This is a genomic window from Arenicella chitinivorans (assembly GCF_014651515.1).
GTDB lineage: Bacteria > Pseudomonadota > Gammaproteobacteria > Arenicellales > Arenicellaceae > Arenicella > Arenicella chitinivorans.
This window is the reverse complement of sequence record NZ_BMXA01000003.1, coordinates 382,518-406,833: the sequence shown is the minus strand read 5'-3', so window position 1 is coordinate 406,833 and position 24,316 is coordinate 382,518. Positions and strand designations below refer to the sequence as shown.

Genomic DNA, 24,316 nt, shown 5'->3' with positions numbered 1-24,316 from the left:
TTTTCGCTTTTCTGACGTCACCCAGCAACGCAGACCAAGTTTCTGCTCAGACTGTCATACTCCGACAGAGCACGCAAATGAAGGCCGCTCAACTCGGATCTACGCACGAAATTAACGTGCTCCTGCCTGAACAACTACCACGCAGAATCTACGGCCAGGTTTCGAGTGGTTTACATTGTGGACGGCGGTGTTAAACAAGATTTTAAACACGTTGCGGGCCTTGGCACATTGCCGGACTCTAACCCTTTGGTATTTCAATCTGTAATTTATGCTGGCATCAGCACTGAGCAACGCCTGTTCGAGCTCACCGCTCCGAACCATGACCCACGGTACGCCAAACCCGATGGTACGCTTGGTGGCGCAGCGAAATTTCGACAATTTATTGCTGCTCAAGTGATTCCAGCAACCGACGTAAACTATCGGACCAACGGTCAGCGTGTGATTATCGGCGAATCATTGGCAGGGCTGTTTATTATCGAAACCTGGCTGCGCACGCCGGACTTATTCACCGATTACATTGCCATTAGCCCAAGTCTTTGGTACGACGATCGCCACTTGGCAAAGCGCGCCCACACGTTGCTGAAACAGCACACCGACACACCACGCCGCCTGTATCTGACCATGACCAGCGAAGACGGCACCATGCATCGCGGACTGGATGAAGTTCTTGAGGCGATCAAACAACAGAACTTCAAACACCTTGCTGTGAAATACGTTGATCGCAGCAAAGCCGAGCATCATTGGACGGACTATCACGAGGCCGCGTTAGACGCCCTGCGATGGACCCCGCCGGTGCCGGAACCGAGTTGGATCAATGAACCCGACCCATGGTATCTGGTCGAAGGTGCGAATCCGCCTGACTGGAATACCAGTACGGCACCGTTACCGGCACCGAAAAGTGAATAAGCTCAAACCAACTTAGACTCTATAGAGGCACAATCACCGCCCCACCCTGTGGAAGTGGAATCACGTAGAAATTCACGTCCGTAGCTCCGTATTCGTAGGCACCCGCATCGCAACCGACTCCCCGATCAAAACCACGCTGATCTTTATTTGCAACCAAAAAAGCGCATAAGTCCGTGTCAGCGATCCCGATAGCACCGGAACCTGATAACAAAGCATGCGTCAGTGTAATTCCGCCGTTGCTTGCCAATGGACCCAACATAGGATCACCATTCGCTACGCCTGTGCAACTGGCATCACCAATCCAGTTTCCCGGATAGCTGGTATCCGCCTGCTGGTTGCAGTCACCACCATCGTTCTGCGCAACGATCGAATTGATCAGAGTCAAATTGCTGAGAGCACCGCCCTGGAACACACCAGCGGCATAGGCAGGCGCTTGATTACTAACCACCGTACTGTGCGCCAGGGTGAGGTCGGAATTACTCTGACTGATGCCACCGATAGCGAACGAGGCAACGTTGGTAGAAATGGTTGAATTTCGCAGACTCACGCTAGATCCAGCGCGGAAGAATAAACCCGCAACAGTAGTGGCTGAATTATTGGCCACAGTAGAATCCGAAATTCTAAGCGACGAGGCGTCGCTCAGCAAACCGCCGCCCGTGGAGTACGCGGTGTTCGCGTGGATTGAGGACTCGCTCAACGTCACCGACGCGTTGCTTTGAATAAACCAGCCGCCACCCTGCTGTGCCAGATTGTCACTCAAGGTATCTCGATTCGACGCCACCTCGGTGGAAGCCGATACGAACACCCCACCACCGTAATCATCGGCAATATTGCCGGTCAATCGATTGTTCGACAGCGTCGCTGGAACGGACGCATTAAATAGAGCAATCCCACCGCCGACATTACCCGCACTGTTGGCACTCAGGGTACTGTTGGTGATCGAAAGGGATGTACTGTTGATGTTCAGTGCACCACCAAATTCGCCGGTATTCGAGGAGAATGTCGAAGCCGAAACAGACAAGCTGCCGCCCTGCGAATTGAGCGCCCCGCCGAAGATGGCTGAATTGTTGCTGACCGTCACCGCTTCAAGCGCAACCTGCCCCGCTTCAAGGTCAATCGCGCCGCCCTGGCCGGCGCTCACTGTGTTGCTGGTGAGCTGACTTTGATTAATTACCACCTCAGCCTCACGAATAGCGAATCCAGCACCATCTTGGCCACTGACATTGTTCGCTACCTGCACCTGCTCGAAATGGGCAACACCGCTCAACACTCCCACGGCGCCGCCCGACTCATAAGCTGCATTGTGGGAAAAACTTGAATTTTCAACGTCCGCAGAGACCCCTTCCTGCAAGAACAAGCCGCCCCCCACCTGCGCAGAATTGCCAGACAACGTCATCGAGTTCATCGTCAAGGTACTGGCTCTTATCGCGGCACCTCCGCCTGATTGCGCGCGGGCCTCATTGTTCGTCAGACTCGAATTGACCAAGTGAACGCTAGTACTGACCGCATAGAGACCACCGCCCACACTGCCCGAATAATTAGTGTCAATCATGGAACCTTCATCGACCACCAATGGACACCGATCCACGGCGATTCCGCCACCTTGAATCATTGCGGAATTCGAACTAATTTCCGAATTCAACAAGGTTAATGAACCTTGGCTACACAAGATACCGCCGCCTGAGAGCGCCTCACCACCAGAAACCCGCAGATTGCTCAACGTCAAGTCGCCATTCTGCAAGACCGTAAATAAACGCATCATCGGCGCGCCCACACTCGGTTGCAGGGTCGCCCCGTTGCCTTGAATCGTGATGCTGGACCGAATCGCGGGCAACGCAGAGCTACCCAGCACGTTTAAGTCGGCCACCACTGACGAAAACACCACCAAAGTCGCCGCAGGTAGTTCAATCGTATCCGCACCATTCCCTGCTGCGCATAAATTGACGACTGCGTCTGTGTTGGCGGCCTCAATCGCATTTTGCACTGAACAATCCGCATGTACGGTAATGGTTGCTGCATGACCAGTTGGCGCCAGCGCGATGCCCACGGCAACGGTCAATTTAGCCAAAGACAATCCAGTCACAGCATGGTGATCGGCACTACGAGCAAAGTAATTCATGTTTAGTCACCAGGAGTTTGCGTTCACAACCAGATGCACCACGCGACACGCGTCGACGTACATCCAGTAACACCGTATAGTAGTGACTCAGCCCCATACCTGACCTGAGTATGCATACCTAATTTTGCTGTCTACACACCTAAATTCATCGCTGACGCCTTCTCAATCCACGGCAATGTGGGTACAACAGTGGGTATGTTACTTATCAGGAGGCCATCGTTGAACTGATGTTGCTAGAACGCCACAACGAGCTCGAACAGGTATTATCGGCATGCCAACGCTCAGCCAACGGACACGGCAACATTGTGTTAATTGCCGGTGAGGCCGGCATCGGAAAAACCACTCTGTTGGAAACTGCACGCACTGAACTGACCTCAGCGCACCAAGTTTACTGGAGCGCATGCGACCCCTTTCTGACGCCCAGACCATTTGGCCCATTGCACGACTTTGCGGCGGAATTTGCCTCACCAGTTTTACCATTGTTGCGCAACGGGGCACTGCCTACCGAGCTGTTTTCGACCTTTTATCGCACACTTGAAACTGCAAAGCATCCGCGGATATTAGTCATCGAAGACGCCCACTGGGCTGACCACGGTACGCTCGACCTGATTAAGTATCTCGGTCGACGGATTGCGTTTTCAGCCTGCACACTCATTATTAGTTACCGCGACGATGAAGTATCAGAGGCCGACCCCTTAAGTTCGGTGTTGACCGCACTGCCTTCTGGCCACACCAACCGTATCATACTGACTCCATTGAGCCAGACAAGCGTCGAACAGATGGCCTCTGCTGCCGGTAAATCAATCGAAAACCTGCACCAGATCACGTCGGGAAATCCGTTTTTTGTCTCTGAAATGTTGGCCTCTGAATTGCCCAGCACGCACGCCGTACCCGCATCAGTACAAGAGGCGGTCAATGCGCGCATCTTCCGCCTGGTTGAAAAAGAGCGTCTGTTCTTAGAAACCATGTCACTGATTCCAAAAGCCCTGACGACTGAGTTACTGCACGCACTTTTTGGCGAAGAAGGCGAAACGTTGGCACTTGCCTGTGTGGCACGTAAATTATTAGTCGTCGACAGCCGAGGGCACTTTCGCTTTCGCCACGAACTAGCACGATTGGGCACACAAACGCGATTGCCGGTGAATCAGCAACAACGACTACACCAACGCATTTTAAGTGCGTTACAGGCGCTGGACACTGACGATCTCGGCTCACTTGTACATCACGCCGCAGGCTCGTTGGATGGCAACTGTGTATTGCGATACGCACCGCAGGCTGCCCAACGAGCGGCCACCATCGGAGCCCATCGAGAAGCCGCATCTTACCTCACGACTGCACTCAAATTTATCGACGAAGCACCCACAGAGCTGGCCGCACAACTGTATCAAGACTGGGCTTACGAAGCCGGCATAGCATTACAGATCGATGATGCCGTTGTCCAAGCTCGCCGCAATGCGATCTCACTGTGGCGCGCGCTCGGGCGGAATGACAAAATCGGCGAGAATCTGCGTTGGCTCTCGCGTTTGCACTGGTATCGAGGCGAATCCAATGAGGCACGCCACTTTGCAGATGAAGCAATTAAGGTCTACGAGGCGTTACCGGAATCGAGCGATCGCGCGATGGCGTACTCCTTTCGGTCGCAACTGGATATGCTGAACGACCGCATGCAAGATGCCATTTACTTTGGCCAACGTGCACTCAAGCTGGAGACCAAACACCCACAGGCTGAAGTCCGAGTTCATGCGCTAAACAATGTTGGCTCGGCACTCGTATTGCGCGGTGATCACAACGGCGAACCCTTGTTGCAAGAAAGCCTTGAGTTGGCACTAAAACATGGCTTCCACGAGCATGCAGCACGCGTATACACCAACATGTCAGACTACCTGGTGCGTTTCAAACAACTCGAAAAAGCTGAACAATGGGTCACCGATGGTATCGCCTACGATACCAAGTACGATCTGGATTCCTGGACCTACTACTTGGTTGGGATCCAAGCCCAATTGCGCCTCGCGCAGGGCCGATTGGAGGACGCAGCGACGATTGGTCTTGGCGTGCTGAACTTAAATCAACTCACGCTCTTAATGCAATTGCCCGCTTTGTGCGTAGTTGCCAAAGCCGAATCTCGTATGGGTGGGCCTGACGTTGATCACTTACTTGGCCTGGCACTTAAGAACGCCATGGCCACCAATGAACAGCAATACATTATTCCGGCCCGGCTCAACCTGATTGAAAATGCCTGGCTTCACAGTATGGATAGCGTAGCCTATGAACAGTTACAGATTCTGTGCACAGCGGCTCCCGATCATTATGACTTCTGGGTGGCGGGCGAAATCGCAGTCTGGCTACAACGCTTTGAGTTCTCGATCCCCTACCACACGGCACACCAGTTCGCACGTCCACATCATCTGGAGTGTCAAGGTGACCACACCGCCGCCGCTCAAGATTGGCTGGACATCGGCATGCCATTTGAGGCGGCGCTTTGCTTATTGACTTCAGATCACAGTCAGCAGACCGAGCACCTAAAAAGCGCTCACAGCATGCTGGATAAGCTGGGTGCCAAAGCGTACACCGAGCGCGCACGCAGCATCGCGACATCAATTGGTGCGCTCAATCTTTTACCCAAGCGGCGCCGAAGCCCTAACCCCAATACCCGCCAACACCCATTGAGATTAACGAAAAAGGAACAGCAAATACTCGCCCTAATGGCGGATGGACTGAATAATCAGGAAATCGCCGAGCGCCTATCGCGCTCGAAACGCACGGTTGAAAGTCACGTGTCGTCGGTATTGGCAAAAATGGGGGTCAAAAACCGCGTTGGTGCCATGCTGCGAGTTCAAAGCGAGCCCTGGCTGTTGCCGCCGAAGTCCCATTAACATCATCTAGAACACGTGAGGTTGGTACTTGATTGATATCTGGCTAGATATCAATTAGCGTACCGATGAAACTTCGGCGACAAAACGGATCAAATACGACACTATTCTCGCTCATACCGTATCTGCATACCAACCAGGCCGAGTTCACCGCAATTGTCGCTAGCGTTATCGCCGGATCGAAACATGCCAAACCCAACGCTGTGACCAGCGCCAATACCCGCTTTAAAACGGTAGGTGTGAACGTAGGTCTGTTCGCCTTGCGTAAACGATGGAAAGGCCGTCCCGTAACCGAAAACATTCGATTGGTCCCGCGGTTCACCTGGCTTCCAGGCGCGCCCGTAGTTCGTTCTAATGACGGCTTGACAAGCACCGTTCACAAGCGGGTTATAAATGTAGATATCGACATAAATCAAGGTGCCGGGCTTGTGATCCATTGGTACCAGAAAGGTTGTCCCAAACGAGGTATTCCCAGAGCGGTACAGCCGCGCCTGCATCGGTGACGTGAAATCAAGATTCGCACCACTTGACTGAATAAGACTGGTGACCGGAATTGAGATAGAAACCTCTCCACCCATCTTAGGCTCATCGCCGCCTAATGGCACCACCACCACTTTATTCTGGGCGAACGAGTAATGCGACGTAAAAAGTAATACCAACACCACGAAATAACGAGTAACGACAAATTTCATGCAAAACCTCAATAACTTAGACTTGTATTATTCAACAACGCTGACGCAACCTAGCGTTCGCATTTCCAAATACATAGTAGCGTCAGAGAGTTAGTTCGTCGCTCCCCGAATTAGAGGATTTTTACTGCTCAGAACGGTGATTACGATCAATAAAACCGGCCAACTCGAAACAACCTGGGTGTAAATTCGGCGTCGAAGCTGGAAGCTGTTCGCTCCTGGCTTAGTAGTCAACCATCTTCCCTTGAACATCCAAAAAATCCAGCTGGTAAATCGACATACTGCAGCACGGCTCGACGGTACCGATTGCGATCTGAGTCAGGTTCTTATTTGCACGTTGAAGTCTGCAAGCGAATCTCACCGTGTAAATACGACACAGCTTGGCCAGCAATCGTCACTCGATCTTGACTCACCCGACAATACAGCAAGCCACCACGCTTAGAGGCTTGATAGGCCCGCAAAGTTGTTTTCCTCAGCTCACCAGACCAGTAGGGTGCCAGTCCAGTGTGAATTGAGCCGGTCACCGGGTCCTCATCACCACCATTTGCAGGCCAGAAATAGCGTGACACAAAATCGTACTCAGAGGACGCTGCCGTGACCACCACATCGTAGGGTGCTAGTCGTTTCAATAGATCCGAGTTCGTGGTGATTTGAATCACATCCGCCTCGTCGGAATAAACCGCAAAGTACGCCTGTGTATTACGCAGTATTTTTTGCGGCGCGATTGACAACCCCAGCAGCAACGCTTCCGGAACGTCAGCAACCGGCGATGGCATCCGCACCGGAAAATTCATTTCAATCAGACCTTCCAAGCTCAGCGTGATCTCCATCTCACCCACCGCAGGGGCAAAAAAACGCAAACGCCTCATCGCGGCATGTCGCCCAAACAACACGTGTGCCGCCGCCAAGGTCGCGTGTCCGCAAAAATCAATCTCGGACAGCGGTGAAAACCAACGCACGTGATATAAGCCCCGCGCTGGGACCAAAAATGCGGTCTCAGACAGATTGTTTTCACTCGCGATCTGTTGCATCAAAGAATCCGACAACCAGCGCTCAGTAATGACCACCGCGGCGGAGTTACCGCGAAACTGTGTATCGGTAAATGCGTCGACAATATCCAGTTTAAGTTGCATGGCTGAATTCCGAAGTATGGCAACCCAGACTACCACGAACTCGCAATTCGGGTTCGCCGATTTATAATACGTACGCCAATACCGAAACCCGTTTCAAGGCAAGGGCAGCCGGCATGACGGCTATGATTTGCTTAAGCGACGATAAACCCGCACGAACTCATTCCCGTTGACGTCATAAACGATTGTCAGCGTATTGCGTGTTTCGTTTAGGCTAAACGTTTCCGTAATCGCACCGCGTCGAGCGCTGGTTTCAATAATCAGCTTCGGCCCCTGCCAACCAGCCGTCATTTTGCGGTTTCCTTGCGCCGTTTTACCCCAATCGATATCGCGGTATTTTCCGTTCTGATAGCGGATACCCATCGACTCGGGCACGTGCTCGATCATCAATTCAGAGGAGTTCGCCGCAGCGGGGGTTAAAACCTGCGCCGCGGTGTAGTCGTCGACATCGTATCGCCCAGCCGGTCCGCCGCTTTCCGAGCTACGCATTCCGCCACCGCCTTCAGGACGCGTCCTCTTTCTTGGCTTACTGCCGCCGTCTCGATCACCTCGTTGCTTGGAATCTCGTGGTGGCCGCATCATTACGCGCTCACTCAAGGACTCATCCACTAACCAAGTGCCGCTCAGATCAACAGATTCCGGCGAGGAATAGCTTAGCGTGGTGCACGCGACCAGAAGAAAGGTAACTGCACTTAAGCAGCCACAAGAAATAATTACTCGCATCAGGACAAACCCATCTCGATTCGTATTCTAAGAAAAACTGATACGTGCAACCCGCTCGCTTCCTGCGACATTATTTCAAGCCTACCACGGCATACGTGCAGACGGTCTCGAGCAATGTCTAAATTTCGCGTGTCTTACGGAACTCAACGTCTGGCCAGCGCTCGGTAGTCAATTGTAAGTTGACCAAATTGGGCGCCACATAGGTCAAGCTTTCTGCCCCATCCAGCGCAATGTTCATCTCATTCTTGCGGATAAACTCTTCTTCTGTTTTGGCATCGGGAAAATGCAACCAGCGTGCGGTTGCCACTTGCACCGCCTCGAACGAACACTCAACGTTGTATTCCGCTTTTAGGCGGTGAGCAACCACATCAAACTGTAGAATACCAACTGCACCCAGAATCATATCGTTATTAATCATGGGGCGAAAAACCTGTGTGGCACCCTCCTCACTCAACTGGATCAACCCCTTTTGCAGTGCTTTTGCACGCAATGGGTCACGCAGGCGCACACGACGGAACAGTTCTGGTGCAAAATTTGGAATACCGGTGAACTTGAGCGATTCGCCTTCGGTGAAGGTATCGCCAATTTGAATGGTCCCGTGGTTATGAATGCCTATAATGTCGCCGGCGTAGGCTTCTTCGGCCTGGTCTCGGCGGGCGGCCATAAATGAACTGGCATTATTAATCGCAACGTCCCGCCCGAGACGCACATGGCGCAATTTTTTTCCTTTAGTGAATTGGCCCGACGTAATACGCATAAATGCAATGCGGTCGTGATGTGATGGGTCCATATTGGCCTGGATCTTAAACACAAACCCAGTGAACTTTTCTTCAGCGGCACTGACCTCACGAGTCTGTGCCGTACGCCCCTGCGGACCCGGCGCGTGCTTGGCGAAGTTCTCCATTAACTCACCAACACCCAGATTCGCTATCGCCGACCCAAAGAACACCGGGGTCAAATCGCCGCTCAGATACAGCTCTAGGTCAAACTCATTGCTGGCACCCTGGACCAGTTCGAGTTCATCACGCAACTCGACAGCCAACGAGCCGAGTGCCTGGTCGGCCTCAGCGCTATGGAGCCCCTGGATGAACTGATCTTCTTCTGCATCGTTTCCTGGACGACCGGCAAACAGATGAATCGTGTCATCATAAATTCGATACACACCCCGAAACCCTTTGCCGGTACCTACCGGCCACGACATAGGCGCGCACAAGATATCCAACACCGACTCAACTTCATCCATCACCTCGATTGGGTCTCGTCCTTCACGGTCCATTTTATTGACAAAGGTCATAATAGGCGTCGTGCGCAGGCGACAGACGTCCATCAGCTTGATGGTCCGCTCTTCCACACCTTTGGCAATATCAATCACCATCAACGCGGAGTCCACCGCCGTCAGAGTTCGGTACGTATCCTCCGAGAAATCCGCATGGCCGGGCGTATCAAGAAGATTAATCATCTTGTCGTCGTACTCGAACTGCATGACTGAAGACGTCACCGAAATACCCCGTTGCTTTTCGAGTTCCATCCAGTCCGATGTAGCATGTCGACCTGTTTTACGGGCTTTCACATTGCCTGCCATCTGAATCGCACCGCCGGATAACAGCAACCGCTCAGTGATGGTAGTTTTACCCGCATCTGGGTGTGAGATAATGGCAAAGGTTCGTCGTTTTGCAACTTCTGAAGACAAGCTCATAACAGCGCTCGGTGATTAACTGGAAAGCGCGGATTATAACGAAACTCCACGCCCGGCCCCATGCGTTTTTAGCATGACGCTGCGCTTTTCCATCGTGATGCTAATTATATGAACGTCAGCACTGCAACTATTGTTATATCTCTATCCACTAGACCGGCCACGTCGCACCCGTCGCACGCTCTGACCACAGCCACAGCATCTTCAGACTGGCTTCATCCAACACAAATGGCGCCAATTCGCACTCTCCGACCGGACCAGTCCAATTCCAACGCCCGGTAGGACCGTAATAGGCGCGCTGTGTTAGATTGCTTTCAGTTGCACACATGACTTCAGGATGCGCACCCAGTTTCGCGGACTGAACCAGGCCCAACTTTACCATTAGCCACCAAGTCACTCTGGTCGGCAAGTTGACTTTCTCGTTTATCAGTGAGGTGCTCGACGCGCCTGGGTGGCAGACATAAACCTTCACCGATTTATTGGCAGCACCAGCACGATTCTGTAGTTCATAGGCGAACATCATTTGTGCCAGTTTACTGTGGCAATAGGTTTTATTTGGGTGATAGTTATTATCCCAATTCATATCGTCGAACTGAATGGCTCTGAGCCCCATTTTGTGCCCCTCGCTGGCGACCACCACTATTCGCCCTTGAGACTCCTCTATGCGTTCAAACAGCAAACTCGATAACAAGAAGTGCCCACAATGATTAACACCCAATTGACTCTCGAAGCCATCTTTAGTGAACTCTTGGTGCGCAACCTGCGCAATGGCTGCGTTACAAATGAGGGCATCGATACGCGACGCCATTTGCAGCACACGTCGCGCCGCGTCGCGCACCGACTCTAAATCGCCTAGATCCGTACGCACAAAGCTTACGCGTGCGTCTTCCCCAAATTCCAACTTCAGATCATGCACTGCTTGCTCGGATCTGGCCACACTGCGATTTAACATCAATACACTGGCCCCTTTTGACAGCAGTATTCGCGCGGCTTGATACCCGGCACCAGCATTTGCCCCGGTGATGACAAACAGTTTACCTCTGAGCTCGACAATTCTCTCTGGAGTCCAGCCTTGGGAGCCAACTTGATTATTTTGTTTCATTTGAACAATCTCGAATTAAATAGATTACGTTTTTGGACACCATGCGCCACACCATCAAAGTTGATCATATATATCTCTATAATCAATATATAGATTAAATACTCTCTAAATCTTGCCTATTTGTATCACTCTAATTGAGAAAGATAATATTGGGTGCTACAGTTCCTTGGTCGAGTAAATTTGCACCTTCTCCTTTATGTACAAAGAAAACATCAGACGGCTTATCGCTGACAGACTCGAGGTTGATGGCTTAGTTGAAACCGGTATCACCGGCGTGAAGTTATTTAAAGTCAGTAGTCGTGTCAGATGCGCTCCAGCGATCTATGAACCCGCGATTATTGCGATAGTAAATGGCTCAAAGGAGGCCATACTGGATGGCAATCGGTACGTGTATGATGAGAATCAGTATATGTGCTGCAGTATGTCAATGCCGGTCGAAGCTGGAACACCAACCGCCTCACCCGACAACCCATTGCTTGGTGTCTATGTATCCTTAGACACCAAGGTCATGACCGAACTATCAGTAGAACTAGAGTACACTTTAGAAGCGAAGCAAAAACCGCCTAAACGTAAACATCAACTGGGGCTCGAGCTCGCCAACTGGGATGCCCCCTTCGGTGAGGCCTTACTACGCTTAGTAAAGCTCAGCGAAGACGCCACCGCCACAAAGGTGTTAGGAAGCAGTCGCTTGCGGGAACTGTATTATGCGGTGTTAACTGGTGGTGCCGGCGGTTCTGCGCGAAGAGCATTTGGTGCTGGCAGTGAAATAGCTCGTGTTATTGATCACATCTCCAGTCACCTTGATCGGGGCGTGACCATCGAAGAGATTGCAGCGCGGGTCGGCATGAGCCGCGCGGCGTTGCACCGAAAATTTAAACAAACGACCTCGATGTCGCCGATACAATTTATTAAATCAATGCGCCTCAATGCCGCCGCGATGAAGATCGCACAAGGCAGGAACGTAAATCTCGCCGCGATGGAAGTGGGTTATTCCAGCGCATCCCAGTTCAGTCGTGAATTTAAACGAATGTACGGTAAGTCGCCGCGACTTTGGCGTCAGACCATGCCTGACAGTCAGGCAGTGATTTAACCGTCAATCCGCCGACAGCTCACTCAATACAGTCAAAAACATAATCAGCATGGAAAACGTTATCTACCTAAGACTCATCGGCCTTGTATTGATCCTCATTGGCGTAGTATTGGCCTCTAACCCTGAGCTCGTAAGCAATAGACCGGTGCCCGAAGACACATTCAAAGCCGTCGAGCGACGGGTGTGGTGGGGTCTGTTTATCGGTCTTGGTCTGTTACTCCAGTTCCACCATCAGTGGTTACCGTGGCAAACGACGGTGGCAGCAACGTTGATTTCGTTACTGCTTGGGCTTTTGGTAGCGCGCTTTATCGGCATTTTTTACGACGGGTCTGTGGCTAAACAATGGCTCAACGTGGGGATTGAGGTTGCCATCATGCTGCCTTTGATTTGGTGGTATTTTAATACCCGTAGTTAACCAGCCGGAAAGCGCTAAGGTATTTGTTTGCCCGCCGCATCCAAAATCTGCTCTCCGTCCTCTTTGAAATATGGACCTGAGGGCCAATGCTCTAACAAATCCAAAACCGCTTCACTCGGCCGACACAGGCGCACGCCCAAGGGACTTACCACTAACGGCCGGTTTACCAAGACTGGATGTTTTATCATTGCCTCGAGTAATGCCTCATCTGATACGGATTCGTCCAGCAGACCAAGTTCTGCAGCTGGTGACTTGCTGACCCTGAGGGCCGATCTAGGGGTTAGGTCGGCCGCTGCAAACAGCGATAAAAGCTGCGGTTTGGTCCATCCGGTGTCCAGATACTCAATTACCGTCGGCGTGTAACCAGCGTCTCGGATTATTTTAAGCACGTTTCTGGAGGTCCCACAGTCAGGGTTATGGTGTATGACGATCACAATTCTAATGTCCTAAAGCAATAATGTTGCGTACCTAAAACCAATGCCGAGTTCGATTCGCAAACCAAACCAGCGATAACATTACCGGCACCTCGACCAACACTCCCACAACCGTGGCCAGTGCAGCTCCGGAATGAAGACCAAACAGTGAAATCGCCACGGCTACGGCGAGTTCAAAAAAGTTTGAGGTGCCGATCATGCAGGCCGGTGCAGCGATGTTGTGTGCAAGCTTAAAACGATGCGCCAGCCAATAAGCGAGTGCGAACACGGCGTAGGATTGAATAATCAACGGCACAGCGATCAAAAAAATAACACCCGGACTATTCAAGATGGTTCTCGCTTGAAACCCAAACAGCAAAGTGACGGTGAGTAATAGTCCGATAATAGACCAGGGCTTTACCAACACCAGAAATCGAGCCAACGCGTCTGCGCTATGTCGACGATTAAGATGATGCCGAAACCATACTCCGACAACCAGTGGTGCCAAAACATAAAGCACCACTGAAAGTAATAACGTGCGCCACGGCACATGAATGTCGCTAACCCCCAACAACAAGGCAGCGAGTGGCGCAAAGGCAAACACCATAATTACGTCATTGATGGAAACCTGAACTAGGGTGTAGTTTGGGTCGCCCTTGGTAAGCTGACTCCAAACAAACACCATTGCAGTGCACGGGGCCACGCCCAGTAAAATCATGCCTGCGATGTACTCTGTTGCTGAGGCTGGCGAAACAAGGTCCACGAAGAAAACTCTAAAGAACAACCATGCCAGCGCCGCCATCGAGAATGGTTTGATCAACCAATTCACCAACAGGGTCAACAACAATCCCGCGGGCGTTCGCCCAACGTTCCTGATTGCAGCAAAATCCACCTGCACCATCATGGGGAAAATCATCACCCAAATAAGTACAGCAATCAGCAGATTAACGTGCGCGAACTCGACACCCGCAAGCACCGTAAACATTGCTGGGAACAAATACCCCGCAACCACACCTAAAAGAATCGCTAAACCAACCCAAAGCGTCAAAAATCGTTCGAACAAGCCCATCACGACCTACCTGACTACCATTAATTCATGTTCTTTAAACACACGCGGTCCCCTTGGATTGATGTAACCGGCTTAATTCCTCGGTAACGTAGTCAGTACACCCCTCGGCTGAGGACCGAATGACGTGCTTCGCCCACATCGGTAAATTCGAGTGAAGCATGTAATAAACCCATTTACCACGACGATCCGCCTGCAGAATGTCACAACGTCGCAACTCAGCTAGGTAGCGGGAGACCTTGGGCTGATCTACGCCAAGCGCGGCCATTAAGTCACAAACACATGCCTCGCCACACGCGTCTAGTAGTAAGACGAGTTTTAAGCGATTCGGGTCTGAAAGGCACTTAAACAAGAGTTCGGGGCGTTGCATAGAAAACATACCAAATATCACATATGTATAATTTCACATATTTAGTTGCAATGAGTCAAGCAGAAGGAGTAGTTTTTTATAGGCTGCGTTGTTTGATTTGGCCGTTACGGCGTTAGAGTCACCGTCTTACCACGGATATTCACGATTATCGCGTCGCGCTGAATTTCCTGTACGAGTACACCCGGTTTGGCGAACTCCTGTTCACGCACCACCTGGCCATCAATCATAGCGAAGCGTTGACCTGGGTCGTTTGAAAATGAAATCACATTCACAGATAGGTCTTGTACGCTACTCGGAGCAATGTCATCTGAAGAAGACGCCACCGTTGAAGCATTTGGATTTGCTACCGACCGCCCCGCATCGGACAAGCTGGCGCTCTGCCACCACATAACCAGCACCACGATCAACAACAGTGCCAGCAAGCTGCTGATCAGAATTAACAGGGCAACCGGCAGGCGCGTACCTTCCTGCGGTGGTGGCATGTCAGACAGGGTGGGCAAATTATTTAATTTACGCTCCCGTTCTGACTTTTTCAGGGCATCCAGAATGGTGGACATACTCGTTCCTTAGGGACGTCGCCGACGTAACACTGGGGTTGAGTCCGGCGCGATGAGTTCATTCATAAGAATGTAAGTTTCACTCCCGACTTTGCTGTCTGCAACAATACCAAAACGTGATTGGAGTGCGAATACTTTTTGCGCTAAATCAAGATCAAATTGCGGTTCATTAACTTGTGCCAGCAACGGCATATCTGCGACATTTAGCGCTGTGTTTAGACGGTTACGCAACCGCGCCACACGCGCTGATCGATCCCCCATTTGCAGTAACCCAGCCCCCATCGTACCGGGACGCCACAAGACTGTTGCAGGTCGTGCCCAGCGCGCTTTTAATTCGCTGACCGTTAGTGAATGCACTTTATCACCAATCAGCAACTGCGCCTGCGATTGTTCGACACTGAACAAAATAGCACGATGCAATTGACCGCGCTGCTCCAACACCACGACGGCGGGACGGTTTAAACGCATCAGCTGATCCCAACTACTGGCATCGGTGCACGCCACACCTTCCCGTGATAACTCATCACACGGCGAGTTGATTAACTCGGCAGGTAATACCACGTCCCAAGCCTGAGCTAGGTTGCGTAATGCTGAAATACGGCCCGTCACGTCAGCCGAGGTATCCAGTATGGCACCAAAAGCGGAGTTATCGTCATACGTTGGACGTCGCGGTGTAGCAGGCAACAAACTAGGGATGGATGTGTCGTCCGCCTCGTCTAGAAACTCGTCCGCAATCACCACCAAACCCGGATCAATATCATCGGATTTTATAATGGTGGTTAACTGAGCATCATCAGTCTTCGACTCATCAACCGCATTCTGATTAGGCCCGACGACGGGTGAGGCTGAAGCCCCCCCGGTGACGGTGGCTACGTTACTCGAGTCAGCGGTCTCAAGGCGGTTCGAGGCAGATTCGGTGGCCACAGTTTGCTCTTCCATCGCACTGACCAACCTGTGTTCTGCAACGCGGTCGCTGCCGACGAAATACCACCAGAGCCCCGCATTGAGCACAATCAGCAAGGCGGCCAAACTCCACCAATGACGGTTGTTTATCTCGCCGCCGGTCGGCGCTGCGTTGCCATCAATAAACACCTCTTTGGCCGCCGCCTTCACGCTCTTCGAATCGACCATGGATTGCGTTTTAGCGTAGGCAGACAATAACGCATGATCTGCCAGGACGTTAATCTTACGTGGAATTCCGCCACTCAAGCTATGCAGTCTATTCAGTGCCTGACGGCTAAACAAGGGCTGCTTACAGCCAGCGACCGCCAATCGGAAGTTGACATAGTCAGCAATTTCATCACGCTCCAACGGCCCCAAATGGTATCGTGCGGTCACCCGCTGTGCGAGTTGACGCAAATCATTACGTCGCAGAGAATCATTAAGTTCCGGCTGACCGATCAAAATAATCTGCAGCAATTTGGATTTGGTCGTTTCTAAATTCGTCAGCAACCGAATATTTTCCAATACGTCGCGACTTAGTAACTGCGCTTCGTCGATTATCAACACGGTGTGGCGATTAGCTGCAAACGTTGCGAGCAAGTGTGCGTTGATCAGATCCAACAGTTGCTTTTGCGACGCCGACTCCGGGTAATCCACCTGCAATTCATCGCAAACGGTTTGCAACAATTCCTGCTCATTAATATTGGCATTGAGAATCAGGGCCACGTCCACATTTTCGGGCAAGTCACTCAACAGGTTGCGACACAACGTGGTCTTACCGGTACCGACCTCGCCGGTCAGCACAATAAAACAGCCGCCTTGCGACAAACCATAGGTTAAATGCGCCATCGCTTCCTTGTGGCGATTGCTCATGTACAGATAGTGCGGATCCGGGGCAATCGAGAATGGGCGCTCAGTCAACCCAAAATATTTCAGGTACACAGCATACCTCTTCGGTTTATCAGGTGGTTTAGTGCGAACAGGCCCTAGGCTACACGGTTAGACGCTTCCGCCAGGCGAGCAAACAAACCATCGCCGCGCCCTCCCATAATATGGCCGATTTCCTGTAGTGAACTGACTTCGGCAGAGCGACGTTGAAGCAAGTCAGGCGACGCATCTATCGGAGCATCATACGCTACGGTGGCTAACAATTTGGATAACATTGCGACTTCTTTATGTGTAGCCAGCTTTTCCGGTAAGGATTTAGCACCACGAATTGGCAGTTGCGTGATCGCGTCCAGATTATCGTACATTCGCTCCATGCTGCCAAACTCGGACAGTAACACGCTTGCGGTTTTGGGCCCCACACCAGGCACCCCGGGGATGTTATCTACGGCATCCCCACATAGCCCGAGATAGTCTTGAATGCATTCAGGCGGCACGCCGAATTTTTGTGTAACACCATAGGAATCGAGCTGGACATTCCTCGCGAAATCCCACCAAAAGTCTTCGCCTTGCAACAGTTGTGCCAAATCTTTATCGCCCGAGACAATCGCATTGCGAAATCCAGCTCGGCGCATATTAGCCGACCAAGTAGCGATAATGTCATCAGCTTCATATCGGTCATGGCCGACACAGTGAAAACCCGCCGCCTCAGCCAGGCGCTTACAATATTTAAACTGCTTTTTCAGATCCTCGGGGGGCAGCTCGCGGTTCATCTTATAGGCCGGATACAGCTCATTACGAAACGACTGCGTCAGACTTTCGTCAAAGGCAATGCCAACATGACTCGCATTGCTCTTCTCCGCAAACTCGGTAAGAAAACGACAGAACCCATATAAGGCATTCACTGGCATACCGTTCTCACCGCGCATTGAATCCGGCACTGAGAACCAGGCACGAAAAATATAAATACTGGCATCGATCAAATAGACCGTGCGTCTGGATGTTGCCTGCATGGACTTAGGATGCTTGTTTGTGCACGCGAATCAGATGAATTCGTCGGGAATCTGCGTGAATAATTTCGAAATTAAACTGATCAATGTCGACTGACTCACCCCGCACAGGCACGTGACCCAACGTTTGCGAGATCAGGCCGCCAATGGTGTCGGAGTTGGTCTCATTTAAATAACACTCGAAGTGTTCATTAAACTCATCAATCGGCAGCACGGCTTTGACGATGACCTCACCGTCTTCCATGGTGCGAATTAAGTTCTCGTCATCCTCAATATCGTGTTCGTCTTCGATATTACCAACGATCTGCTCTAACACATCCTCAATCGTGACCAAGCCAGCAATTGCGCCAAACTCGTCCACCACAATGGCCATATGATTGCGATTCTCTCGAAACTCACTCAGCAGCACGTTGAGGCGTTTGCTTTCGGGAATAAACACCACCGGGCGCGTCAGATCACGTAGGTTAAAACGCTGCTTATTGTCTTCGTCAAAAAAATGCAGCAAGTCCTTGGCCAGCAAGATACCGATTATCTGATCTTTTTCGTTATCCACCACGGGAAAGCGTGAATGACCACTATCAACCATCACGTCCAGACACTGGTCCAGCGAATGCTCACGCTCGACGTAGGCCATACTACTACGCGGCACCATAATGTCTCTAACCTGGAGATCCGATACGAACATCACGCGCTGCATCATGTCATAAGCATCCCGCGCGACTATGCCATCTTCTTCAGCCTGGCGTAAGTTCTCCAAAACATCTTCCCGCGTTTCCGCTCGCTGCTGAGGCAACCAGCTAAACAGTTTGTTTTTCAATGACTGGCCAAATGTCGACGGAGGCTTTTCTGAAACGTTCATGTGGTAAGACAGCTCTGTGGAAGCGAAAATCAATAGGGGTTGGCAATATGACTTTGGGCAAGAATCCTAGTTTCCAAGGTTTCCATCTCGTCAGCACCGTGGTCGTCCTGATGGTCATAGCCGCATAGATGCAATATACCGTGAGTCACCATATGAGCATAATGGTCGGACAACGATTTTTGCTGATTTTTAGCTTCGTTGATCAACACTGGGTGACAAATAACGATATCGCCGAGAATGGGTATGGATAATTCCGCCGCTAATTCGGGCGGCAAATCTTGCATACCCTCAAAGGGAAACGACAACACATTGGTTGGTTTATCGAATCCGCGGTATGCTTTGTTTAAGCTGTGAGATTCCTCGGACTCACACAGACGAATGGTTACTTCCGCAGGCTGATCTGATACTGCAGAATAAGCGCGTTGCGCCCAGCGCGTAAGCTGCGCTGCGCTTGGTGGCTCGCTGTCCTCGTCAATCTCTGTCAGTGCGACCTGTACATCTACTTGAAGGTCGGACACTGCATGATCAATCATTGCGCTCATGCTTTTCATAGGCGTCGACAATGCGCTGCACCAACGGGTGACGCACGATGTCCTTGCCGGTGAACTTATTTACGTACATGCCTTTAACATCGCGCAACACCGTTAGCGCGTGTTTGAGACCTGAGTACGTGCCCTTGGGCAAATCAACTTGAGACAAGTCACCGGTTAACACTACCTTTGAACCAAACCCAGTTCGAGTCAATAACATTTTCATTTGCGAAATAGTGGTATTTTGCGCTTCATCCATGATCACGAATGCATCCGAGAGTGTACGTCCACGCATGTAAGCCAATGGCGCTAATTCGATGATTTTCTGATCAATCATCCGGGCCACACGCTCGACACCAAGAAGTTCATACAACGCATCGTATAGAGGTCGAAGATACGGGTCGATCTTCTGGCCGATATCGCCCGGCAAAAAACCCAGATTCTCGCCTGCTTCGACCACCGGCCGCACCAAAACGATACGTTTTACGTCCTCGTTAACCAGTGCTTCGACCGCTTTCGCCACCGCCAGATACGTCTTACCAGTGCCTGCAGGTCCAATGCCAAAAACCACATCGTATTTATCAATGGCGCGCAGGTATTCACTCTGCGTTTTGGATTTCGCAACTACCGGCTTGAGTGGTGCCATGACCCGTTCGAATTCCATGTCCTGTTCTGCCGGTTCAGACATATTGTTGATGACTTGATACACCTTGGACTCTTCCAAACCCGTACTCCCGGCCATGCCAGCGGTTAGATGATAAAGCTTTTTAATGACGCGCTGCGCAATGTCGAGATGACTCAACTTACCTTGCAGCACAAAATCTGATCCTTGCTGATAGCACTTAACCAGCAATTCGTCTTCAATGATTTTGATGTTGCGGTGACATTCGCCGCAGAGGATTGATAATCGTGCGTTGTCGACAGGAGACTCGTGAGAGCCGAGTGAGAGCGTCTTAGCGGGCAAGGCTTGATTCAATGCTGTGATCCTCGCGTACGACTACGAATTGTACGGATACTCATGAACGCAGCTTACCTCGCATGTTTGATCGCAGTCTGGATCGCATAAATCGCATTTATGAAAGTCGAATTAAACATTTCTGCATACTCGATTTATAGAACAAGCGGGATTAGAAAACAAGCGCAAAATTGTTAAGAGTGTGTGACGCGTAATATCAAACGTCACCCAAGCAATCGTTAAACCCGTATGCCACGTAATGAGTTCGGTAACGCTTCGGTGATCTCTACGTCCACAAACTGCCCAATTAGTGAGTTTTCCCCATCAAAATTCACAACCCGGTTGTTTTCAGTTCGACCTGACATCTGATGCGGTCCTTTACGTGCCGGGCGATCAACCAAAATGGTTTGTACTGTACCAACCATGTTCTGACTGATTTCCGCGGCCATTTCAATGATACGTTTCTGTAAGCGCTGCAGTCGAGCTTGTTTCACATCCATCGGCACATCATCGTCAAGATCCGACGCGGGCGTACCGGGACGCGGGCTGTAAATGAAGCTGAATGAGGTGTCGTATCCAATTGTCTCGATCAACGCCATAGTCGCTTCGAAATCGTCATCAGTTTCACCTGGAAAACCAATAATAAAATCGGATGACAAACTGATATTCGGTCGGATCTTACGGATCTTCTCGATAATCTGGACATAGTCTTGTGCTTTGTAACGTCGCTTCATAGCCGCCAATATGCGATCCGAACCTGATTGGACCGGCAGATGCAAATGATTAACCAACTTCGGTACATCTGCATAGACATTGATCAAACTGTCAGAAAACTCTAATGGGTGCGAGGTAGTGTAGCGGATTCGATCGATGCCTTCGATCTCAGCGACATAGCGTATCAACAAAGCGAAGTCTGCCATACTGCCGTCGTGCATCTCACCCCAGTAAGCATTCACATTTTGACCGAGTAACGTCACTTCGCGCACCCCTTGTTGCGCCAGCGCATAAACTTCGGCTAACACATCGTCAAACGGGCGGGAAAATTCCTCGCCTCGTGTGTAGGGCACGACACAAAAAGAACAATATTTGCTGCACCCTTCCATTATGGATACAAACGCGGTTACTCCTTCCACCTTAGGCGCGGGCAACTTATCAAACTTCTCGATCTCAGGGAAGGTGATGTCCACCTTAGCCGACTGTGAAGATTTAACCTCGTCGTACATTTGCGGTAGTCGATGCAGTGTTTGTGGCCCAAACACCATATCTACGTACGGCGCACGCTGGCGAATGCTTTCACCCTCTTGCGAAGCCACGCAACCACCCACACCGATCACTAAATCTGGATTTTGTTGTTTGAGGTTCTTCCAGCGACCAAGTTGAGAAAACACTTTCTCCTGCGCTTTCTCGCGAACAGAACAGGTATTTAGCAGAATAATATCCGCTTCGGATTCATCCGTAGTCGCCTCGACACCGTGCGACGCATTCAATGAATCGAGCATACGGTTCGAGTCGTACTCATTCATCTGACACCCAAAGGTTTTAATAAACACTTTTTTGACCGGCTCGGCGGCTGCGTTGGCAGGTTCCACGTTCAGCATGTCGTTTTGAATATCAGTCATGGTAGTTGATGAATTATTGAACAGTCAGGGGCGCGTATTTTACCGATTATCCGCTATTTTCCAACCGGATCAGCGATTAAATCGCTTATTTTTTAAGCACTCGACCTGAGAGTCGAACGATCCTGCGGCCCAACCAACCGGCACACAAAAAAGCCAGCTAAACGCTGGCCTTTTTGCCTTAAATACATTTTAAAACGTCTAAGGGTTTACTTTGAGAGCAACATCGCCAAGGATCTGCCACCCTAGCTGAATGTCCGGGTAATCTGAACTCTGAGCCATCGCTTGCTTGGCTTGGATAACCGCATCACCAATCGTCATGCCTTTTAAGTAAATGCGTTTATTCAGCTCAATACCCAGCGCACGTTCACCAGCAGAACTCGTCAACGTCGACGCACCCAGCACGGTGGCTGCACCAACGTTCTTAGTCAGCAGGAATGCATCGGCCATCGTATTACCAGACAAATCCACAAAGTAGGTATTCCAACAACCCCATTGCGTGACCAGGGTTGGTTTGCCGACGTTGGTGAGGCCCGCGATCTCATTAGCGCGCAACATAGGCGGTGTGGTGTACGCCCAACTCTGCTGCGATGAGTGGCCCACATAAGACACAACAGACACACCAGAATTGATCAGATTAATCAGCTTATCATGAGCTTGTTGCGCTCCATCCACATCTGGGTACGCCAGGAAATCGCTACGCAATCCGTCAGACCAAGACGCTGGAATCACCTCAATCATTGCTTGCGCATCATCCTGAAATGAAACACCATTGCCCAAGTCTTCTTTGTCGGTTGCGACAACAGTTCGACCAACATAACCCTCACGCGCTTCGTAGGCCAGAATCTTACCAACTACGTTACCGAGTTCGGCAGGTGTGCGCGCTGAAATACGACCTGTGGGCACATCTGGCGTCCCATCTTTGTTGATATCGCCATACGCAGCATCCGATGGGGTTTGCGTGATCGTCAACGCGCCACCCGGCGTCGTTACATACTTGGTTGGTATAAGGCTGACAGACTGAGATACATGTTGCTTGTAATCCAGTGTATCGCTGCCAATCAACATCACCATCGATACGCCCATATTACGCACTGCATGCTGAATGTAGGCCTCAATCGCATCAGCACCAACTTGATGATACCCATATTGCGCATAAACCTGTTCGACATTAACGACCTTGGTGCGGTATTCCTGCGAACGCAATGCGACTAATTCTTCCAACTCCACACCCATCAAACTCGGGTGCGCAATCACCAAGTAGTCGAACTGACCGTTTGAAATGTCTTCGGCTTCTGGGATCATACGCACTTGCGGCGTGTGATACCGATCACTTCCTACCACCACATAGTCGCTGGCTTCGCCGTTAGTACTGAATACCACACCCGTTCCACGTGCTTCGACGCCGCGCGTTAAACGTTGTACCTGACGACGATCTTCTGAAACCCGATACACTGACGCATTTTCATCGATGTTACGGATCTGGACCTGATAGTTGGTGAAACGCCCTTCCAATCGCCCTTCAGCACTGGCATCCGTGACTCGCGGGTACGTTACCGCGAATTTGTTCAAGGAGATTCGATCAAACGGCACACCGGCAATAGAGCGATAATTGTATTTGAAGGTGTTCTCACCAGAGGTAACCGGTACATTGTCGATCTGCATGGTGGTGGCGGTTGCCCCATCGAATTGTTGATCTCCAACCAAGTTGCCATTAACCAGTATTTCGTAATGGTGGTCATTGCCTTCGATATCAAAATCCAACAGACCATACATCTCAACTTCAACGCTGGCAGACGTGCTGTTAGCGACCACACCATCGAGTTCGAATTTGTACGTCGGTGTGGCGTAAAAGCTGAACGTTTGACCAAAATGAAAGGGGTCTGTGGTGGACGGCGCACCAAAATCATAGGTATTGTTTTTTTCCTCCACATGCGTATAGAGAAAATCCTGTCCGAATGGCTTATTTGGATCCAAACGTGTTTGCACGCCGGTAATCGGAATGACCTTTTCAGCGCGCTCTTTATTACTCACCAAGTGCAGCACATATACCTGCTCCTTAGAGTACAAAGAGTCAGCTTTGCTGGCATAAAACTCAATAAAACCACCCGGACCAAATCGGTTTTGATTGCCGTTGCTTTGGCCTTCTACATGTAATGGCACTGGTTCGCCATTAAGCGTCAGCGCTAAGTTACGTCGGGGTACATCACCTAAATCTGGCCCAGCATTAACTAGTTGGGAGTAATCGATTCGATGCATCCCAGACTCGGTGGTCACCAGTTTGAACAGTTCCGACGCCAGCAATGGGCTATTCCAACTGATTAACCCAGCGACGGCAAATGCTTTAAAAATTACGCGTTTCATATTAATCCCCTC

21 protein-coding genes are annotated in these 24,316 nt (G+C 50.8%); 4 read left to right on the top strand and 17 right to left on the bottom strand.

Annotated features, from left to right (window positions below; genetic code table 11):
• Nucleotides 1-126 precede the first annotated feature (126 nt).
• The gene (locus tag IE055_RS11500; protein WP_268244544.1) at nucleotides 127-906 is read left to right on the top strand and encodes an alpha/beta hydrolase; all 780 of its coding nucleotides are present in this window, start codon (nucleotides 127-129) and stop codon (nucleotides 904-906) included.
• A 19-nt stretch (nucleotides 907-925) separates the two neighbouring features.
• Here the strand turns inward: IE055_RS11500 and IE055_RS11495 are convergent, their stop codons facing one another.
• Complete coding sequence (locus IE055_RS11495) at nucleotides 926-3,025, bottom strand: choice-of-anchor Q domain-containing protein (RefSeq protein ID WP_189401092.1); 2,100 nt, start codon at nucleotides 3,023-3,025, stop codon at nucleotides 926-928.
• Between the two features lie 227 nt (nucleotides 3,026-3,252).
• Here IE055_RS11495 and IE055_RS11490 point away from each other — a divergent pair, with 227 nt between their 5' ends.
• Nucleotides 3,253-5,898, top strand: coding sequence for a helix-turn-helix transcriptional regulator (locus IE055_RS11490; RefSeq protein ID WP_189401090.1), 2,646 nt, complete (start codon nucleotides 3,253-3,255; stop codon nucleotides 5,896-5,898).
• Between the two features lie 101 nt (nucleotides 5,899-5,999).
• Here the strand turns inward: IE055_RS11490 and IE055_RS11485 are convergent, their stop codons facing one another.
• From IE055_RS11485 to IE055_RS11465, 5 genes are all read right to left on the bottom strand, one after another.
• Nucleotides 6,000-6,587: a hypothetical protein gene (locus tag IE055_RS11485; RefSeq protein ID WP_189401087.1), complete on the bottom strand. Its 588-nt coding sequence runs from the start codon at nucleotides 6,585-6,587 to the stop codon at nucleotides 6,000-6,002.
• A gap of 323 nt (nucleotides 6,588-6,910) precedes the next feature.
• Nucleotides 6,911-7,717 (bottom strand): PhzF family phenazine biosynthesis protein, encoded by an 807-nt coding sequence (locus tag IE055_RS11480; protein WP_189401084.1) that lies wholly within the window; start codon nucleotides 7,715-7,717, stop codon nucleotides 6,911-6,913.
• A 120-nt stretch (nucleotides 7,718-7,837) separates the two neighbouring features.
• Nucleotides 7,838-8,437 (bottom strand): hypothetical protein, encoded by a 600-nt coding sequence (locus IE055_RS11475; RefSeq protein ID WP_189401082.1) that lies wholly within the window; start codon nucleotides 8,435-8,437, stop codon nucleotides 7,838-7,840.
• 118 nt (nucleotides 8,438-8,555) lie between these two features.
• Nucleotides 8,556-10,133, bottom strand: coding sequence for a peptide chain release factor 3 (locus IE055_RS11470; RefSeq protein WP_189401079.1), 1,578 nt, complete (start codon nucleotides 10,131-10,133; stop codon nucleotides 8,556-8,558).
• 148 nt (nucleotides 10,134-10,281) lie between these two features.
• Nucleotides 10,282-11,232, bottom strand: coding sequence for an SDR family NAD(P)-dependent oxidoreductase (locus tag IE055_RS11465; protein WP_189401075.1), 951 nt, complete (start codon nucleotides 11,230-11,232; stop codon nucleotides 10,282-10,284).
• A gap of 196 nt (nucleotides 11,233-11,428) precedes the next feature.
• On the opposite strand from IE055_RS11465, the gene IE055_RS11460 reads away from it, so the two are divergent.
• The gene (locus IE055_RS11460; protein ID WP_189401073.1) at nucleotides 11,429-12,322 is read left to right on the top strand and encodes an AraC family transcriptional regulator; all 894 of its coding nucleotides are present in this window, start codon (nucleotides 11,429-11,431) and stop codon (nucleotides 12,320-12,322) included.
• Nucleotides 12,323-12,371: 49 nt separating this feature from the next.
• On the top strand, nucleotides 12,372-12,737 hold the full coding sequence (locus IE055_RS11455) for a DUF4345 family protein (protein WP_189401070.1): 366 nt from the start codon (nucleotides 12,372-12,374) through the stop codon (nucleotides 12,735-12,737).
• Nucleotides 12,738-12,751: 14 nt separating this feature from the next.
• Here IE055_RS11455 and arsC read toward each other — a convergent pair whose 3' ends face one another.
• From arsC to IE055_RS11400, 11 genes are all read right to left on the bottom strand, one after another.
• Nucleotides 12,752-13,171 (bottom strand): arsenate reductase (glutaredoxin), encoded by a 420-nt coding sequence (gene arsC, locus IE055_RS11450; RefSeq protein WP_189401065.1) that lies wholly within the window; start codon nucleotides 13,169-13,171, stop codon nucleotides 12,752-12,754.
• Between the two features lie 34 nt (nucleotides 13,172-13,205).
• Nucleotides 13,206-14,219 carry an ACR3 family arsenite efflux transporter gene (gene arsB / locus IE055_RS11445; protein WP_189401062.1) on the bottom strand — a complete coding sequence of 338 codons (1,014 nt, stop codon included), beginning with the start codon at nucleotides 14,217-14,219 and terminating at the stop codon, nucleotides 13,206-13,208.
• Nucleotides 14,220-14,253: 34 nt separating this feature from the next.
• On the bottom strand, nucleotides 14,254-14,586 hold the full coding sequence (locus tag IE055_RS11440) for a metalloregulator ArsR/SmtB family transcription factor (RefSeq protein WP_189401059.1): 333 nt from the start codon (nucleotides 14,584-14,586) through the stop codon (nucleotides 14,254-14,256).
• 104 nt (nucleotides 14,587-14,690) lie between these two features.
• Nucleotides 14,691-15,143, bottom strand: a complete 453-nt coding sequence (locus IE055_RS11435) for a general secretion pathway protein GspB (protein ID WP_189401056.1) — start codon at nucleotides 15,141-15,143, stop codon at nucleotides 14,691-14,693.
• Between the two features lie 9 nt (nucleotides 15,144-15,152).
• Complete coding sequence (locus IE055_RS11430) at nucleotides 15,153-17,027, bottom strand: ExeA family protein (protein WP_189401053.1); 1,875 nt, start codon at nucleotides 17,025-17,027, stop codon at nucleotides 15,153-15,155.
• Nucleotides 17,028-17,071: 44 nt separating this feature from the next.
• Nucleotides 17,072-17,983 carry a 5'-3' exonuclease gene (locus IE055_RS11425; RefSeq protein WP_189401049.1) on the bottom strand — a complete coding sequence of 304 codons (912 nt, stop codon included), beginning with the start codon at nucleotides 17,981-17,983 and terminating at the stop codon, nucleotides 17,072-17,074.
• 4 nt (nucleotides 17,984-17,987) lie between these two features.
• On the bottom strand, nucleotides 17,988-18,839 hold the full coding sequence (locus IE055_RS11420; protein WP_189401046.1) for a CorC family transporter: 852 nt from the start codon (nucleotides 18,837-18,839) through the stop codon (nucleotides 17,988-17,990).
• 29 nt (nucleotides 18,840-18,868) lie between these two features.
• Nucleotides 18,869-19,381 (bottom strand): rRNA maturation RNase YbeY, encoded by a 513-nt coding sequence (gene ybeY, locus IE055_RS11415; RefSeq protein ID WP_229794260.1) that lies wholly within the window; start codon nucleotides 19,379-19,381, stop codon nucleotides 18,869-18,871.
• Nucleotides 19,365-20,345: a PhoH family protein gene (locus tag IE055_RS11410; RefSeq protein ID WP_229794259.1), complete on the bottom strand. Its 981-nt coding sequence runs from the start codon at nucleotides 20,343-20,345 to the stop codon at nucleotides 19,365-19,367. Before IE055_RS11410 ends, ybeY begins: the two co-directional genes overlap by 17 nt.
• 218 nt (nucleotides 20,346-20,563) lie before the next feature.
• The gene (gene miaB, locus IE055_RS11405; protein WP_189401225.1) at nucleotides 20,564-21,922 is read right to left on the bottom strand and encodes a tRNA (N6-isopentenyl adenosine(37)-C2)-methylthiotransferase MiaB; all 1,359 of its coding nucleotides are present in this window, start codon (nucleotides 21,920-21,922) and stop codon (nucleotides 20,564-20,566) included.
• A gap of 219 nt (nucleotides 21,923-22,141) precedes the next feature.
• Nucleotides 22,142-24,304, bottom strand: a complete 2,163-nt coding sequence (locus IE055_RS11400) for a C25 family cysteine peptidase (RefSeq protein ID WP_189401043.1) — start codon at nucleotides 24,302-24,304, stop codon at nucleotides 22,142-22,144.
• Between the last annotated feature and the right edge of the window lie 12 nt (nucleotides 24,305-24,316).